Source organism: Aureibaculum algae (assembly GCF_006065315.1).
Lineage (GTDB): Bacteria > Bacteroidota > Bacteroidia > Flavobacteriales > Flavobacteriaceae > Aureibaculum > Aureibaculum algae.
This window is the reverse complement of sequence record NZ_CP040749.1, coordinates 61,660-78,225: the sequence shown is the minus strand read 5'-3', so window position 1 is coordinate 78,225 and position 16,566 is coordinate 61,660. Positions and strand designations below refer to the sequence as shown.

9 protein-coding genes are annotated in these 16,566 nt (G+C 33.9%); all 9 read right to left on the bottom strand.

Translation table 11 applies throughout. The annotated features are described in order from the left end of the window. Positions 1-10 precede the first annotated feature (10 nt). Positions 11-1,447, bottom strand: a complete 1,437-nt coding sequence (locus FF125_RS00280) for a glycoside hydrolase family 30 protein (protein WP_138947904.1) — start codon at positions 1,445-1,447, stop codon at positions 11-13. 98 nt (positions 1,448-1,545) lie between these two features. Next, positions 1,546-4,230, bottom strand: a complete 2,685-nt coding sequence (locus tag FF125_RS00275) for a glycoside hydrolase family 3 N-terminal domain-containing protein (RefSeq protein ID WP_250629649.1) — start codon at positions 4,228-4,230, stop codon at positions 1,546-1,548. Positions 4,231-4,243: 13 nt separating this feature from the next. Next, positions 4,244-5,620 carry a sulfatase family protein gene (locus FF125_RS00270; RefSeq protein ID WP_138947903.1) on the bottom strand — a complete coding sequence of 459 codons (1,377 nt, stop codon included), beginning with the start codon at positions 5,618-5,620 and terminating at the stop codon, positions 4,244-4,246. 10 nt (positions 5,621-5,630) lie between these two features. After that, positions 5,631-7,943 (bottom strand): glycoside hydrolase family 95 protein, encoded by a 2,313-nt coding sequence (locus tag FF125_RS00265; RefSeq protein WP_138947902.1) that lies wholly within the window; start codon positions 7,941-7,943, stop codon positions 5,631-5,633. Continuing rightward, positions 7,936-9,534 (bottom strand): sulfatase family protein, encoded by a 1,599-nt coding sequence (locus tag FF125_RS00260; RefSeq protein WP_138947901.1) that lies wholly within the window; start codon positions 9,532-9,534, stop codon positions 7,936-7,938. The genes FF125_RS00265 and FF125_RS00260 overlap by 8 nt, the downstream gene beginning before the upstream one ends. A gap of 12 nt (positions 9,535-9,546) precedes the next feature. Further along, positions 9,547-12,138: a glycoside hydrolase family 3 C-terminal domain-containing protein gene (locus FF125_RS00255; RefSeq protein WP_138947900.1), complete on the bottom strand. Its 2,592-nt coding sequence runs from the start codon at positions 12,136-12,138 to the stop codon at positions 9,547-9,549. 7 nt (positions 12,139-12,145) lie between these two features. Next, entirely contained in the window at positions 12,146-13,798 is a 1,653-nt protein-coding gene (locus FF125_RS00250) for an alpha-L-fucosidase (protein ID WP_138947899.1), read from the bottom strand. A 6-nt stretch (positions 13,799-13,804) separates the two neighbouring features. After that, positions 13,805-15,322 (bottom strand): sulfatase-like hydrolase/transferase, encoded by a 1,518-nt coding sequence (locus FF125_RS00245; RefSeq protein WP_175418839.1) that lies wholly within the window; start codon positions 15,320-15,322, stop codon positions 13,805-13,807. A 10-nt stretch (positions 15,323-15,332) separates the two neighbouring features. Further along, on the bottom strand, positions 15,333-16,382 hold the full coding sequence (locus FF125_RS00240; RefSeq protein WP_138947897.1) for an alpha-L-fucosidase: 1,050 nt from the start codon (positions 16,380-16,382) through the stop codon (positions 15,333-15,335). Between the last annotated feature and the right edge of the window lie 184 nt (positions 16,383-16,566).

The window sequence follows — 16,566 nt, the reverse complement described above, 5'->3', positions numbered from 1 at the left end:
ATATAAACTTCTAATTTAAGCTAACCGTTAATGTGTTAAATGATTTAGGGTCTAGATCTGCTTTTATAATATGCTCATTAACATTTAAACTTAATGTCCTTTTGCTATCCTCTTTATTATAGGTAATTACATTTATTTCATTACGCTGGTCATTAAAAAATACAATAGAATTATCGGTATCTCCACTTGCCAATATTTTAAGGGAACCCGGTGCAATAAAAGCACTTAAATGTTTCATTAAATAAAATTCAGGATTGTAAACAATTGCTCTTGTTTTACTATCAATAGAAATCATAGAATTTTGTTTCCAACCCCATTGACTTTTTCCAGTTTCATCTAAAACCATATTCCAATACATATACGAATTTGCACCATTTTCAAAATAATGTTTCATTAAATCGAAGGTATGTTCTGCCGCTTTCCAATCATTAGAACCATCACCACACTCCGTTTCTGTTTGCATCAATTGCATTTCTGGATACTCAGCATGTACCTCTTTTATGGCTCCTTTACCTGCCCATTGAAAACCAACACCTGTAACGTAATCTTTAGTGTTCTTATATTCTAAGACATCATTTACACGTTCTATTTGTGGACGCTCAATAGTACCCAACCAAATGTCAGTATCTAAATTTTCTGCTTCAAATTTTGGACCTAAATAATCCGCAATAAAAATTCCTAAATCTTGAGGTTTCCATACGCATGATGGAAAATTCTGAGCTGAATTAGGTTCGTTTTGTACATGAACCGCACTGATATCTATTCCTTCTTTTTCATATGCTTTTACAAATTTTGAAAAGTATAGTGCATATGCCTCCAAATATTCTGGTTCCATAATAAAGCGTGAAACCAACTCTTCTGTTGAACTTAATTCTAAGGGCAAATCATTAACTTCAGGATTCGCTTTACAAGCATAATGTTTACTATGTTTCATCCAAGATGGCGGACACCAAGGTGACGCCCAAACTTCAATTTCAGGATTTATTTTTTGAGCCTCTTTTATGTATGGAATCAATCGCTTTTTATCACGATCAATAGAGAAGTTTTTCATAGTAAAATCTTCTGGAGTTTCGTTAAGGCTATACCAATTTACAGCATAATCGTTTGCACCAATTGGCATTCTACAAATATTGAATTTACATCCAGAAATAGAATCAAACAAATCATTTAAAATTTGCTGTTTTTCCACAGAGGTTATCATACCTAAAGCCTCCCAACCTAATTCGTTGAAACAACCTCCAAATACATCAACAGTTTGTTGTGTTTTAGTGATATCTAAATTAATATTGATTTTTGGTAAACCTGCTTCGGTTATACCTGTATATGTTTCGGTTTCCCAAAGCTTATCGTTTGTAGAACTTACCCAGTCTACTTGAATTTTAGATTCTTGTTTACATGAAAAACATGTTAGTACAACGGCAATAATGGTTAATTTTAATACTTTCATCTGTTTAATTTTATTGTTTTTTTATTGTCAGATGTAATTCGCCATTAAACATCTTGGTAGTATTACTATTTAGATATTATGGCTCATTTCAAGACTAATTATTTTACGTTTAATATTCCTCTAAGACGAATATCTTTTGAAGAAGCTCCAATCATAATTCTAAAATCTCCAGACTCAACAAGTCTTTTTAAATCTTTATCTAACATTGATAGTTCTTCTGGCCCCAACTGAAAAGTCACATTTTGCTGTTCTCCTGCTTTTATAGAAATACGTTGAAAGCCTTTCAATTCTTTTATTGGACGTGCTACAGAAGCGAGTTCATCACGGATGTATAACTGAACAACTTCATCTCCATTTGTTTTGCCAACATTCTTTATCGTACATGTAATATTTACACTGTCTTCAGGCTGTATATTATTTTTGCTAAACTTTAAATCGGAATATTCGAAAGACGTATAACTTAATCCGAAACCAAAAGGAAATAGAGGTTGCCCTGTGAGGTTATGATAATTATCTCCTCTACCTGTTGGCTTATTGTTATAATACAATGGGCATTGTGCCTCATCTACAGGAAAAGTTATCGGTAAGCGTCCTGCAGGGTTTTCATCACCAAATAAGATATCCGCAAATCCATTTCCTCCATTTTCACCCGAATACCATGCCATAAGAATACCATCAACATCGTGTTTCCAATTTGCCATGGTAATCGCACTACCTCCTACCAATACCACAACTGTTGGTTTACCTGTTGCCACTACGGCTTTTATTAATTCTTCTTGATGACCAGGAAGTGCCAATAATGCACGGTCTTGAAATTCTCCTTCATGGATACCAGCAACCACAACGGCAACTTCACTTTTTTTAGCTATTTCAACGGCATCAACTATTTGTTGTTTCCATTTATTTTCGACAAAAGCGTCCCAAACGAGATTGAATTTTGCATTACCAGCAGATTCAAAAAACTCAATTTTAAGATCATATTCTTTGCCTTCTTCAAACGAGAACGACTTTGTAATTGTACTATATGATTGTTTTTGCCAATTATCAATAATCAATTTTCCATCTAAATACAGGCGATAGCCATCATTACCTTCAATTCCGATATTAAAAACTCCCGTTTTTGGTGCTTTTAGTTTACCGGTCCATCGTACCGAAAACCAATCGTAAGGTAAATCTTCATGGGGTGAAAATAACGTCCATCCAAACTTAATTTGCTTGTCTATACGTTCCACTTTTGGAGTGCCACTTAATTTAATATTATCAAAATATGCACCTTTTAGGCCATTACTTATGTTGCCTTTCTCATCCGTTGTTAACAAATAATCTGAAGTGATTGTCTTGTTATTTTCAGCTTTTAATAACACTCCGGGAGCATATAAAACATGATCCTTGCCTATTTTATTTACAACACCATCATACATAGAAATAATGTTATTTCCCGGTCCACTGTACCCTCCTAAACGTCCTGCTTTTACATCATAGCCAATAAGTGCTACTTTTTTAGTTGATTTATTTATCGGTAAAATCTCATTTTCATTTTTCAGTAAAACCATTGATTTATAAGCCGCAATTTTTGCTAATTCTCTATGATTTTTATGTCCATTCCATTTGGCCGCTTCTTTAGCGTCCACATATGGATTTTCAAATAAACCCAATTCAAACTTAGCCGTTAAAATTCTGCTCACTGCTTCATCAATAGCTTTAATATCTACCATTCCCGTTTTATAAGCTTCCCAAAATAATGGATAATGATTATAACTGGTTTGAAACATTACATCCAATCCTGCTTCGACGGCATCTTCGGTTGCTCCAGCGTAATCTTTCGCTGTGAAATGCAATACATTAGCTCCACCTGTAGCTCCGGCATCTGAAATTACAAAACCTTTAAATCCCCATTCTTCTTTTAATTTTTTACGTAATAACCATTCATTTGAGGTACATGGCGTGCCATCTAAAGAATTATATGAGGTCATTACTGACCTTGCCCCTGCTTTTTGAAAAACAGTTTTAAAAGCTGGGAAATAGATTTCTTCTAATAAACGTTCATTAAAACTAATGGGATAACTATCTCTTCCACCAGCACCAACATTGGCAACAAAATGTTTTGGTGTGGTAATGACCCCTTCTTTTTCAAATTGACTGATGAAAGACAATCCCATTTGAGATGTTAAATAAGGGTCTTCTCCATAGGTTTCTTCCGTCCGCCCCCAACGTACATCACGAGCTATATTTAATACCGGTGATAATATTTGACGTATACCTCGTGTTTTTGTTTCTTTTGTAATGGCACGAGCAACATCACTAACTAATGTAGTATCCCAAGTTGCAGCTAAGGCTATTGCTTGTGGAAAAGTTGTAGCTCCGTCTCGGGCTAAACCATGTAAAGCTTCATTAAAAGGAATAATGGGAATGCCTAAACGGGTTTCTTCTAAAAAATATCGTTGTATTTCATTTATTTCATTAGCCATTTGTTCTGCACTACCTGAAGAACCATAGTCCATCATTTGTTCTGCTACATTGTCCTTTTTACCTTTTGAAGATATTTGAAAACCAAATATACCATGCTTCAATTTTTCCTTACCAATACTTAAATCGCCTGGAATCATAAACATTTGCCAGAACTTTTCTTCTAACGTCATTCTGCTAAGTAAGTCGTTTACACGCTCCTCAACTGATAATTTAGAATTTTTATAAGGAGGTTTTTTCTTATCAGAAAAAGATAATGAACTTATAATAAGAACTATTACCGTTACAACTTTTATAAAGTGATTTATATTTTTCAAGCTTTGCTATTTTTTAATTATACTGATGTTGGTTTTCTTTTAAATCTGCATCAAACTTATCCATCATTTTTTGTAATTTTTTTACAATCTTAGGATTTGATAACGCTACATTTTTACTTTCTGAAATGTCGGTTCTTAGGTTGAACAATTCTACTTTATCCTTAACAATACGCAACTTCCAATCTCCTTTTCTGACAGCTTGTAGTGTCGTTTCTGAATAATAATAAAACCCCTTGTTTTTATGAGGCGACTTTGATTTTTTACCAGATAATAATTTCCATATATTTTTACCATCAATTGGTTTTTCAGAAAGCTCAGCTCCCGTCAAATAAGCCAATGTAGGCAATATATCAATTGTTGAAGCTACTTCTTTAGTGACAGCCCCTGCCTTTATTATACCTTTCCATTTGGCAATCATAGGCACACGCATGCCACCTTCGTAAGTTTCAAATTTAAAACCTCTCAATGGCGATGCACTGCCGCCTTGTCCATCTTTTAAATTCCAAGGACCATTGTCTGAAGTGAAAATTACCAATGTATTTTCATCAATATTTAGTTTTTCTAATGTTTCTAATATTCTTCCCATACTCCAGTCAATTTCTTCAATAACATCTCCATACAAACCTCTAGCACTTTTACCTTTAAAATCTGGTGAAGCATACAACGGTATATGTGGCATTGTTTGAGCTACATACAAGAAAAATGGTTTGTCTTTATTTTCTGTAATAAAGTCAATGGCACTTTCTGTGTATCGTTTTGTAAGTGTTGTTTGATCTACAGGATATTCTATAACCTCATCTTGCTTCATTAATGGCACCTTTCTTCCTCTCCATTTTTGCTCACGAAGGCTATCAATTGTCATACCTTCTCTAAAGAGGATATCTTCTGAAACCTTTGATTTTGGATTCACAGACATGTCGTTACTAAAAGGAATACCATAGTAAGAATCAAACCCTTGAGTAGTTGGTAAATATTGTGCTTGATCTCCAAGATGCCATTTTCCAATACAAGCCGTATTATATCCTTTTGTTTTAAGCATATCGGCAATAGTAAGCTCTTGATTTGACAATCCCCCATCTAAATTTGGCCATAACACCTTAGGCACACCAACTCGAGGTGGATAAGACCCCGTAAGCAGAGCCGCTCGCGATGGAGAACAAACAGAAGATGCTGAATAAAAATCAGTAAACTTTATACCCTCATCAGCCATTTTATCTAGGTTTGGCGTTTTTATTAAAGGAGAGCCAAAAGCACCAACATCTTGATACCCTTGATCATCAGTAAAAAATATGATGACATTCGGTTTAGACGAATCTTTTTGTGCGATAACGGTAAAATTATTACTAAAAAGGATAATTAATACCCCTATTAAAACCTTATTATATTGCATACTATTTTATTTATTTTGCGTTTAGCATACCGTCAAACGTATACTTTTTTCCAACTTTTGTATCAAATTCAATAAGCTTATTTTTGTATTGTAATTTACATTTTGAACCTTTTTTTGAGGTAATAATTACCTCTTGTAAAAGGGAGTTCTCCCATTTGAAATCTAGCTCAAACCCACCTCTTGCCACAACACCAGAAATAGCTCCTTTAGGTAATGCATCTGGTAATGCGGGTAACAATTCTATTTTACCCAAATGACTTTGAATTAACATTTCAATAATCCCTGCTGCGGCTCCAAAATTACCGTCTATTTGAAATGGCGGATGTGCATCAAATAAATTCGGGTATGAGCCTCCACTAATTTTTCGTTCGGGTATTTCTGCAGGACTTAATAAAACGCCTAATAATTTGTAGGCTCTGTTTCCATCTTTAAATCTAGACCAGAAATTTACTTTCCATGCCAAACTCCACCCTGTTCCGTTATCACCGCGAAACTCTAATGACTGTTTTGCTGCCTTCATCAATTCCGGTGTTTCTTCATAATTAATTTCGCTACCAGGATATACTGCCCATAAATGGGAAACATGTCTGTGATGCGATTCTGGGTCATCCTTATCTTCTAACCATTCTTGTAATTGTCCGTGTTTTCCAATTTTATTAGGTGCAATTTTAGGAATCATCACTTGGAGTTTTTTTGAAAACTCTTCATCCGTATTTAAAATAGTAGATGCTTCAATAACACTTTTAAACAAAGCTCTTATAATTTGATGATCCATTGTAGGGCCAGCTACCATACCCCCTATTTCCGGAGAATTTGATGGAGAACTAATTAAATATCCTGTTTTTGGATCTTTATAAAGAAAATCCTTATAAAAAAGTGCTGCATGCTTTAAGATTGGATAGTATTCTCTTAAAAAAGCCTCATCTTGGGTAAACAAATAATGTTCCCAAATATGTGAAGCAAGCCACCCACTTCCTCCAAGCCAAAGGCCATGGTTCGCATTATTTACAGGTGCTGCACCACGCCAAATATCAACGTTGTGATGTACAATCCATCCATTTGCATCATAATGCTCTTTAGCAACATTTTTTCCCGTAATTGATATGTCTTTGATAAAATCAAACAGAGGTTCATGACATTCACTTAGATTCGCAATTTCTACTTGCCAATAATTCATTTCTAAATTGATATTTGTCGTATAACTACTAAACCAAGGTGGTCTTAATTTATCATTCCATAATCCTTGTAACGTTGGAGGTTTAGTACCAGGACGGCTACTTGCAATCATTAAATAACGACCATATTGAACATACAAAGAAAGTAGTTGAGGATCGCTTGGGTTCTTCCAAAAATCAAAAATTCGTTTATTGGTTACCTCTTTAGATTTTCCGTTATCACCAAAATCGATCTGAAAACGATTAAATAAAGATTGATAATCTTTGATGTGCGTATCTTTTACTTTTTTATATTTTTTAGTCTCAACCTTTTCCAACGTCTCCTTTACGAGCTCTTGAGGATTTCCCGAAACATCTTTAAAGTTTTTATAATTGGTCGCCGCTGCTAGATAAATTGTAGCTTTTGATGCATTGGCAATTGACAGTTTTCCATTTTTTGATTCTATTTTACCATCAGTTTTTACTTTTATAGTTGATACCCCTCTTAAAACACCATCCTTTACGTGAACTTCCAACGTTTGCGAATTTGCACTTGTGGTAACTTGCTTTTCTTCATGAATTGCATCTAACCAAATACTAAAATTCAGTGCTTTTGATTCACTTGCCGTTAAATTAATTGCAATAACTTGATCTGGATAACTAGAAAGCACTTCGCGTTTGTAGATTACATCATTAACCTTGTACGAAACTTTACTAACCGCATTGTTAAGATCTAATTCTCTAGCATACTCCGAATATTTTTCATGGCCAGGAAAATCAATATAAACATCACCAAATGGTTGATAATGTATTTGTTTCAAAGGTACACTCATAAATTCTTTATTCCCTAAATCTTGAGCTTCTTTTTGTTTGCCATCAGTCAACAATTGTCTTATTTCTCCTAAATATTTATAGGCACCTTTATGAGCATAATCATGTGATTTTCCAGCCCACAATGTTTCTTCATTAAACTGAATATGTTCTTGAGATACATCACCGTAAATCATGGCTCCTAAGCTTCCGTTACCTATAGGCAAAGCTTCTGTCCATTTTTCGGCCGGGCTCTCATAGTATAACTTCAGCTCTTTTTGTGCTTGAGCTGTATTAAAAAACAAATAGCTGCAAACACCCACTATCAGCAATTTTACATTCTTCGGTATATTAATCATTCCAGTGTGCTTTTATAATATCATGAATTTCCTGATTATCAGGATCGGTATCTCCTAATGCTTCTCGTTGCTTCATAATTTCTACTTTCATTTCTTTTATGATTTCTTGATATTCAGCATCGTTGTAGGCATTATGAGTCTCCTTAGGATCTTTCTCTAAGTCAAAGAAATCCCAATATTTTTTAGGCTGATTTTCTTTAGTATACCCGTTTTCTTTAAGCCCATTTCCGTAATAAAAAGCCAGTTTATAACGTTGACCTCTAATACCAAAATGCCCTGGACGGTCAATTGAATGGTCCCAATAACGATAGTATCCATATTTACGCCAATCTTTCGGTGTATTCCCTTTTAAGTTTTCTCGGAAGCTATGTCCTTGCATTGTTTCTGGATATTCAAGACCTGCATAATCTGCAAATAATGCTGAGAAATCTGCATTTTCAATAAGATCAGAATTACGAGCACCGGCAGGAATCTCTTTTGGATATCGAATAACAAAAGGCATATGTATTGATTCTTCATAAATCAATCGTTTGTCAAACCAACCATGTTCTCCTAAAAAATACCCCTGATCTGCAGTGTAAATTACAATCGTATTTTCTGCTAACCCTGATTCGTCAAGATACTTTAATAGCTTTCCAATATTATCATCAATAGCCGCTCCACAACGCATAAAATCTTTTACATATTTTTGGTACGTTTTATAACGTGCTTCATCATTAGTTAAACCATCAACAGTAAAAGGTAATTCAGGATACTTCATATAACCTGGCACATTATCTGGGTCTTTTGAAGCTAATAAATATCTCTTTTTCAAATTATCTACCGACTGTCCTTTAAATGATCGCCCTGTTGTTTCTGCTCCTTTATCGTAAAATGTACTTGGAACAGGTATGTCTTCATCTCTATATAAATGACTAAAACGTTCTGGGTAATCAAAAGGTTCATGTGTTGCTTTAAAGTGACACATGGTTATAAAAGGTTTTGTAGTATCTCTATTTTGAATCCAATCAATAGTTTTATCTGCAATAACATCTGTACTAAACCCTTCATATGGTTTGCCTCCTTCCATATAGTCTTTCCAATTTTCTTTCGTTTTTAATATAGGATCCCAATACCTTCCTTGTCCTGGTAAAACCATATAAAAATCGAACTCATCTGTTGGTTCTTGCTTCATGTGCCATTTACCAATAACTGAAGTTTGATAACCACCACGTTGCATTACTCCCGCAATAGTTGGATGCTCTGTAGGCAAACCTGCACCTAATGTGGTGACACCATTTACATGACTATATTGCCCTGTTAATATGGTTGCTCTACTTGGTGTACAAATAGAATTAGAGACCAAACAATTATCCAAAACCGTTCCTTCTTCTGCTAAGCGTTGAATATTAGGTGTATGAACATAGTCCTTTAAAATACCATCATAAACACCCCAAGCTTGTGATGTATGATCGTCAGCCATTATATATAAAATATTTGGGCGTGTATCTTTCTTTTCTTGTTTAGGTTCTGTTTTATTTTTACAGCTAATTGTTAAAATAAATAGAGACAGTGTAAGAATTCCTAAATAAAATATTCTTCTTTTTTGCATTTGGTTTTAATTTTAATTTATTACTTCTAAATTTATGTATATAAAATCTTCTGAAGATTTTCCTATTCCAATTTGGTATAACCCTGGTTCTACAACTTGCTTGTTTTTTTTAAAGTCATAAAATGATAAATCTTCTGGTTTAATGGTAAAATTTACTTGAATTGTTTCTTCAGGATTTAATGAAACTCTCTTAATCCCTCGAAGGCTTTTTAAAGGTCTTACTTCATTACTTTCCAAATCTTTTATATACAATTGCACAACCTCATCCCCTTGAAATTTACCAATATTAGTAATGTCGACACTTATAGATGTTGATTCTTCTGCTTTTATTTTTTGATCAGATAATTTTAAATTTTTATATTTAAATTGAGAATAACTTAATCCATATCCAAAAGGATATAGCGGTTTACCTTTAAAATATCTGTATGTTCTGCCTTTCATACTATAATTTACAAATGGAGGCAAGTCTTTTATAGATTTATAAAACGTAATTGGAAGTCTACCTGAGGGGTTATAGTCACCAAAAAGAACGTCAGCTATGGCAGTTCCGCCTAGTTCGCCTGGATACCATGCTTCAACTATAGCGGGTAGATTTTCATCTTCCCAATTAATTGCTAAAGCACTTCCATTTAATAAAACTAAAATAACCGGTTTACCTGTAGCATGCAATGCTTTTAAAAGTTCTTTTTGCACGTTTGGCAATTCAATATTTGTCTTATCACCCCCATCAAAACCCGTTGAATTCACTGGCATTTGTTCTCCTTCTACCTTTGGTGAAATACCTCCAATAAAAACTATAACTTCAGATTTTTCAGCTAGTTCAATTGCTTTTTCAAATGAAGTTTTACCAGGAGCCATCCACATTAATTCTAATATAGCAGAGTTCTTATTGTGATAATATTCTACAGTGACTTGATGCTTTTTTCCTTTCTCTAAGAATATTTTTTCTTTTAACCTTTTGCGTGTTGGTTTGTTCCAATTATCAATAAGCACCTTTCCATCAATAATTAATTTATACCCATTGTCACTGCGTAAGGCAAAAGTATATTCTCCAGAAGTATTTACTTGGATATTCCCTGTATATTGAATTGAAAAATTATCTTCATTTAATCCTTTTACTGGTTCCGAATTCCAATTTGAATTTATGGTCTCCTCTAATCTTGTTTGGATGGGTTTACCCGATAAATCGGTATTATTAAAATAATTGGCCTGTAAACCTACTTTGTTCTTAAAACTTAAATGTTTTGAAGGAATTAAAGTCAGTGAAGATTCATTAGATATTAACTCACAACCCGACTCATAAAATAATTTAGTGCTTTTAGAAATCTTATTCTTAATACCCTCTAAGGGTGTAAAATATTGAGAAGGAAATCCATTATAATTTCCTAATAAGACATCTAAATTATTAGCGTTTGGACCAATAACAGCAATAGATTTCAGATCTTTTTTAAGTGGTAATGTTTCGTTTTCATTTTTTAATAAAACGATAGACTTTCTAGCCGTTTCTAGTGCTAATTTTCTATGCTTATCAGAACTCACGACACTTGTAGGTATACTCGCATAAGGTACAAGCTCCTCGGGATCAAACATGCCCAATTTAAAACGTGCTTTAAACAGTCTTTTTACAGAAATATTTATTTCATCCTCGGTTATATCTCCTACTGTAACTGCGTTTATTAAATATTTATAACGAGACCCGCAGTTTAAGTCGCAACCCGCTTTTACAGCAACAGCAGCAGCTTCTTCTTTAGAATCTACATAATTGTGATAGTCATGAATATCTCGTATTGCATTACAATCGGAAACTACATAACCTTTAAAACCCCAATCTTTTCTTAAAATATCATCTAATAATTGATGGCTCGCACAACAAGGTTTTCCCATATATCTATTATATGCGGCCATAACAGAATAGGCTTTTCCTTCTACAATACAGGCTTCAAAAGCAGGTAAATAGGTGTCGTATAAATCTCGTTTTGTTGTAGTGGCATCAAAAAAATGTCTTTCGGGTTCTGGTCCGCTATGAACCGCGAAATGCTTCGGTGTTGCCACCAGCTTTAAATATTTGGTATCATCTCCTTGCATGCCTTTTACAAAATTGACTCCCATACGAGCTGTTAAATAAGGATCCTCTCCATAAGTTTCTTGGCCTCTACCCCAACGTGGGTCTCTAAAAATATTAATATTTGGTGTCCAGTATGTAAGCCCCTTATATCTACCAAAATCATTATTTTTTAATGCTTCATGATGCTTAGCTCTTGCTTCATCTGAAATTACAGATGCTGAACGATAAATTAAGTCGGTATCAAAAGTTGCTGCTAAACCAATAGCTTGCGGAAACACAGTTGCTTTACCTGCTCGAGCCACACCATGTAAACATTCATTCCACCATTCATATTCAGGAATATGAAGTCTTTTGATTTCTGGTGACTTATTCATCATTTGAGAAACTTTTTCTTCTAATGTCAATCTAGAAACAAGATCATCTACTCTAAAATCAATACTTAATGATGCATCTTCAAACGGAAATTCGTTTTGCTGCCCAAAACTTACGGTTACATAAACTTGTAATAGTAAGAACCAAAAAAAATGTAACTTTTTCATACCTAAATTATAAAAAAACTTTTAAAACTATTGGATAACTTCGTCCGTTAATAGTTGGAATTGTTATGGTGGTGTGCTCATTTGTTTGCACAAACTTTACTTTCGTTTTTGTATCTAATCGGTAAAGCTTTTTCAGTTTACCAGGCCCCATTTCATTCTTTAACCCAAAGGTCGGAATTATTAGTTCGCCTTTTGTTGGATTCATAATCAAAATATATAAATTATTACCCTTTTTAGTAAATCGAACCTCATCAGAAGCATATTCTGGTGAAGCCGTAGTACGTTGATTATAATGTTCATCTGTTTTTTTCTTTTTAACAATATCATCGCCTGCATTTCTTATTTCTCCACCACTAATCGTTTCTGATTCTCCACGCACACTTTTACCATCGCCGTACACTTTCCATGGTCTTGTTCCATAAATTGACTCTCCATTTACCTTTAACCAATCACCTACGATGTTAATAATAACTTCTTGTTCTTGCGGTATGGTTCCTTCAGGATTTAACTCAATATTCAATAGTAAATTTCCATTTTTACTAACCGCTTCAATTAGCATTTCTAAAATGGTTCGAGCATTATGGGTTAAGTGTCGGTCTTTTTTGTAAAACCAATCGGTAAATGTAATTTCAGATTGCCAAGGTGCTGCTCTTAAGGTGTTACTTCCGCCACTCTCAACTTCTGTAACCGTACCTGGAACAGGGGCTTTTAGTAACATAACAGCATCAATCTTTCCTTTTTCTTTTAAACTGTTATTATACATTTTAGCACTTACGGCCTTACCGTGTTCTCCATAAGTAAAATTAAAGCCGTCGTAATACAAAATATCTGGCTTGTACTTATTCACTAATTCTAAATGCCGTTCTTCCCAGTTCTGTTTAATTTTCTCTACAATCTCTGGTGTTCTATTTTCAGGAATTGGACCATATAAATCAGCGGGATCATAACCTTCCCACCACTTACCTTTTCCATCTTCTTTGGTTAATCTACCATCATAAGGCACGCCTTTGTATGCTCCACTTTCATCAGCTCCAAAAGCAGGCAACCACCAATTTAAAAATCGATTATCGTGACTGGTTACTCCAAACTTCATACCCTCTGCTCTTGTAGCATCAGCAAAAGCCTTTATAATATCTTTCTTAGGCCCCATATTTACGGCATTCCATGGGTGGTATGATGAATTAAATAAATCAAAATGATCGTGGTGATTGGCTAATGCTACAATATATTTTGCACCATTTTTTTTTGAATATTTAATAAGAGCTTCAGCGTCAAATTTTTCAGCTTTCCAAGCATTTATAATATCTTTAAAACCAAATTCTGATGGGTGCCCATATGTTTGTAAATGATATGGATTTGCCATTTTTCCAAACTTCTGACGCCCAACATCTTTCATGTACATATGTCTGGCATACCAGCCGCCACCTTGCTCAGGAACACTTTGTGGACCCCAATGAAACCAAATACCGAATTTGGCGTCTCTAAACCAATCAGGACATTCATATTGGCTTGCTAATTCATCCCAAGATAATTCCTTTTCTTGAGCAATTGTTACGTTAGTGAATAATAAAAAAAATAGAATTGTAAAAAATAAGTTGAAAACAACCGTCTTTTGATCCGCAATTTTAAAATTTCCATTATCTAAAATAAGAACCTTCATTATGAATTATTTTTTAAAATTATAAGCTTCGGGATTGTCGTAGAGTCCAAACTCCTTTTTATCCAATTGAGCAGGGTCTCCTGTCTCTGTAATTAGTTTTTGTAATTCATCTAACAACTCCTTTTTAACCGCTGCAAAAGCTACTACTTCTGATAAATTATTAAGTTCCCATGGATCTTTTGACACATCGAACAATTGATACGTAAACACATCATGTTTTGCACTTACAATGAGTTTATAATTGCCTTTTCTAACTGCTCTATGACCACCACCCGGATTATGCGTGCTGTTTTTATTTAATAAATCTCCAGGCCAAGAATTGTACGCATATAACATACTTTTTCTTACTTCTTTCTTTTCCCCTTTTAATATTGGCGTTAAATCTTCAGTTTCAATAGATTCAGGAATATTAAGTCCAGTTAATCCACACAACGTAGGAAATACATCATGTAAATACACTAAAGCATTATTCTTTATATTTTTTGGAATAGAGGGTCCACTAAAGATTAAGGGAACACCAACGCTATGCTCATAAACATTTTGTTTCCCTAATAAGCCATGTTGACCTAATGCCAACCCATTATCACCCGCAAATACAATTATGGTATTATCTGCTTTCCCAGAGGCTTCCAATGCTTTTAAAACTCTGCCTATCTGTGCATCAGTAGCTGTAATCATTGCATAGTAATCTGAAATTTCTTTTCGAACTCTAGCTTCTGTTCTTGGAAAAGGTGCCAGTCGTTCATCTCTAATATTGTCATCTGCAATTTCAAAAGGATGCTTTGGCATAAAATTTTCAGGTACTTTTATATCTTCAGGTGGATACATATCATGAAACTCCTGTGGTGCTGTACGCGGATCATGTGGTGCAGTAAAAGAAACATACATTAAAAATGGATCTTCATTTTTATAATTTTCTAAAAAACCTACAGCTGCATCAGCAAATAGCTCGCTACTAAACTTTTCTTTATTCTGATAAGGTTTAGACCAGCCTTTTTCTGGTGTATAATCTTTTACTTTCGTTCCAAAATGAGTAGTCATTCCTCCTAAAAAAGCAGACTTAATTTGATTAAAACCACGTTCTAGCCAAATTTCACCATTGTGTTGCTTTCCTGTTGCGAATGTTTCATACCCATTTGATTTAAAATATTCAGGAAAAGTTAATAAATCACTTTTCCCTCGTTCTTCTTTGGGGAATGCAAATTGTGCATAAACATTGGGTTCTATATTAAAAAAATAACGCCCCGTCATTAACATGGCTCTACTCGGTGAACACACCGCTGCAGTTGCTCCTCCTAAAATATATGAATTGGTAAATGAAGTTCCCATTTTTACCAATTTATCCATGTTCGGCGTCTGAACATCATACTGATTCATTGCTCCTATAGTCCCCGCACGTTGATCATCGGTAAAAAGAAAAAGTATGTTTGGTTTTTCAGCTTCTTTTTGTTCGGGTTTTACTTCTTTACACCCTGATGCCAATACGCTTAAAAGTACCAAACAATACACTATATTTTTGTTCATCACCATATTTTTATTTCTTTTCTTCTTTTGCTAACATCTTACCTACTTCTAATAAAATTTTTGCAGACTCTTTGGGTACATTACCATCGCCGTCAGGACCAACATTTAATAAAAAATTACCCCCTTTACCATTGATATCTTTTAATTTTTCATAAACTTCTTGTGGGCTTTTCCAATCTGTATCTTTTATTTTGAAACCCCAAGAATCATTCATAGTATAACATGCTTCCCAATAGTAATCGACTTTATCTTCTAAATGAAATTGCTCTGGTGTTCCGAAATCTTTTTTGAAAATTTTTCTTTTGGAAACACGATTATTAATAATAATACTTGGTTTCAATTCTCTGATGTATTGATATAAATCATCTCCATCTTCTAAAGTCCACCAATCTACCCAATCTCCATCAAACCAAATAATATTGGTATCGTAATTCTCAATTAATTCCTTTATTTGATTTTTTAAATATTGAACATATTCTTCTTTTTTACCTTCATGCATTTTCGTCATTCCCCAACCCCAATCTTTACCTTCTTTTACATATTGTGCACCTTGGTGCCAATCTGTAATACTATAATAAGTTCCAAAAACAATCCCTTGTTTTTTACATGCATCGGCTAATTCTTGAACAAAATCACGCCCTTTCATAGGCGTATTTGCGATATCAAAATCGGTATATTTAGAATCCCACAAACAAAATCCTTCATGATGTTTGGTGGTTACTACTAAATACTTCATTCCAGCTTTTTTTGCCAATTTCACAATCTTATCAGCATTAAAATCTTTAGGGTTCCATGTATTTAATAACTTAACATATTCTTCTTGAGGAATATTTTGATTCCCTTGAATCCACTCTGCATATCTACCTTCGTCATTACCTTTGTAAATACCTCCAAGCTGACTGTACAATCCAAAATGGATAAACATTCCATATTTAGCATCATTAAACCATTGCATTCTTTTACTAAAATCCGTCTCAGATTCTTCTAAATAATTAACTGTTTTTTGAGCATAACCCGAAGTTATAAGTATCAAAAACATAAAAAAAGTTATCTTTTTCATTGGAAAGTTTATTTAATAAAAATTTATTTTTTCAAATTAAAACAACAGAATTATTCAAACTTTGATTCTAATAACAAAAGGTAAAAATGTTTAATGACTACTCATTATAAATATGAATTTTAGATCTTTTCAAAGCCCTTTTTTTCATTGTTTTTACAAGTAATTGCCATAGTAAAACAGGAAT